The 2,588-nt window shown below is 65.7% G+C and carries 1 protein-coding gene; it reads left to right on the forward strand.

What is annotated here, in order from left to right; genetic code table 11:
• Positions 1 to 2,310 (forward strand): DNA polymerase III subunit alpha (locus QOD90_RS14080; protein WP_526350676.1); only part of this gene is annotated, 2,310 nt, incomplete at its 5' end.
• Positions 2,311 to 2,588 lie beyond the last annotated feature (278 nt).

Genomic DNA, 2,588 nt, shown 5'->3' on the forward strand with positions numbered 1-2,588 from the left:
TGTGCGTTCGGGTTGGCGCTCATCGCCCCGAAGCTGCCACCGTTCAACGTGCCGGCGGGGCAGACCGAGGACAGCTGGCTGCGACACCTCGTGATGACCGGTGCCCACAATCGTTACGGCCCGCCGGAGCGTGCGTCGCAGGCCTACGCCCAGATCGAGCACGAGCTGAACGTCATCAGCCAGCTCAGCTTCCCCGGCTACTTCCTGGTGGTGCACGACATCACTCGGTTCTGCAAGGAGAACGACATCCTCTGCCAGGGCCGGGGATCGGCGGCCAACTCCGCGGTCTGCTACGCGCTGGGTGTCACCAACGTCGACCCGGTCGCCAACGAGTTGCTGTTCGAGCGATTCCTGTCGCCGGCCAGGGACGGGCCACCAGACATCGACATCGACATCGAATCGGACTTGCGCGAGAAGGCAATTCAATACGTCTACGAGCGCTATGGCCGCGACTACGCCGCCCAGGTCGCCAACGTCATCACCTATCGTGGCCGCAGCGCGGTGCGCGACATGGCGAGGGCGCTGGGGTTCTCCCAGGGCCAGCAGGACGCCTGGAGCAAGCAGATCAGCAGGTGGAACGGGCTGGCCGACTCACCCGACGTCGAGGACGTCCCCGAGCAGGTGATCGAGCTGGCATGTGAGATCAAGAACCTACCGCGACACATGGGCATTCACTCCGGCGGCATGGTGATCTGTGACCGGCCGATCGCCGACGTATGCCCGGTGGAGTGGGCGCGCATGGAGAACCGCACCGTGCTGCAGTGGGACAAGGATGATTGCGCAGCAATCGGTTTGGTGAAGTTCGATCTACTCGGACTCGGCATGCTCTCGGCGCTGCACTACGCCATCGACCTGATCGCCGAGCACAAGGGCATCGAGGTCGATCTGTCCAAGCTCGACCTGTCCGAGGCGGCGGTGTACGAGATGTTGCAGCGTGCCGACTCCGTCGGGGTGTTCCAGGTGGAGTCCCGCGCGCAGATGGCCACTCTGCCCCGACTGAAGCCGCGAGTGTTCTACGACCTGGTGGTCGAGGTGGCGCTGATCAGGCCAGGGCCCATTCAGGGTGGGTCGGTGCATCCCTACATCCGGCGCCGCAATGGGGAGGAGGAAGTCACCTACGACCACCCGTCGATGGAGCAGGCGCTGCGGAAGACGTTGGGGATTCCGCTATTTCAGGAGCAGTTGATGCAGTTGGCGGTCGACTGCGCTGGCTTCTCCGCGGCGGAGGCGGACCAGTTGCGTCGGGCCATGGGATCCAAGAGGTCAACGGAGAAGATGAAGCGGCTTCGCGGCCGGTTCTACGACGGCATGCGGGAGCGGCACGGAGTGACCGGTGTGGTCGCCGACCGGATCTACGAGAAGCTGGAGGCGTTCGCGAACTTCGGCTTCCCGGAGAGCCATTCGCTGTCGTTCGCCTCGCTGGTGTTCTATTCGTCGTGGTTCAAGCTGCACCACCCCGCGGTGTTCTGCGCCGCTCTGCTGCGGGCGCAACCGATGGGCTTCTACTCGCCGCAGTCGTTGGTCGCCGACGCCCGCCGACACGGGGTGCTGGTGCACGGCCCCGACGCGAACGCCAGCCTGTCCCACGCCACGTTGGAGAACCACGGCCTCGAGGTACGGTTGGGTCTCGGCAGTGTTCGCCACATCGGCGACGAGTTGGCCGAACGCATCGTCGACGACCGAAAGACTCACGGCGCGTTCACTTCTCTCGTCGATCTAGCCGGGCGGGTGCAGCTTTCGGTGCCGCAGACCGAGGCGCTGGCCACAGCGGGGGCGCTCGGATGTTTCGGGATCACCCGACGGGAGGGGTTGTGGGCGGCGGGTGCCGCTGCCTCGGAGCGTCCGGATCGGTTGCCCGGCGTCGGGTCCTCTTCGCACGTCCCGTCGCTACCAGGCATGACCGAGCTCGAGCTGGCCGCCGCCGACGTCTGGGCCACGGGCGTCTCACCCGACAGTCATCCCGTCCAGTTCCTGCGTGAACACCTGGATGACATAGGGGTCGTCCCCGCCAATCGGCTGCTGTCGGTGCCGGACGGCACGCGGGTGCTCGTCGCGGGCGCGGTGACCCACCGGCAGCGGCCTGCGACGGCTCAGGGGGTGACGTTCATGAACCTCGAGGACGAGACGGGGATGGTCAACGTGATGTGTTCCAGGGGCGTGTGGGCGCGACATCGCAGGCTGGCGCAGACGGCATCGGCGTTGGTGATCCGCGGCATCGTGCAGAACGCGACGGGGGCCGTCACCGTGACGGCCGATCGGATGAGCCCGATCGACCTGCGGGTGAGGTCCAAGTCGCGGGACTTCCAGTAGCTCGACCACGTCTCTAGCTCGACCACGTCTCGCGAGTTCTACTACAGCGTCGCTGGCGGCGCCGAATCGCGACGCTGGTGTAGAGCTCGCGAGCGATTCAACGTTCCCCCGATCGGTGGACACGGGTTTCCACCGGTCCATCCACCAGTCGCCCGACAGACGCGGGCTCCGAGCTGAGACATAGTTGTGTCATCGCCGGAACACACCGGCCAGCCAAGGCCAAAAGCCAACTCGGACAGAAGGACTCGAAATGAACACCATCACCCGCAGCCTCATCA

It is taken from the genome of Mycobacterium sp., from assembly GCF_032161845.1.
Classification (GTDB): domain Bacteria; phylum Actinomycetota; class Actinomycetes; order Mycobacteriales; family Mycobacteriaceae; genus Mycobacterium.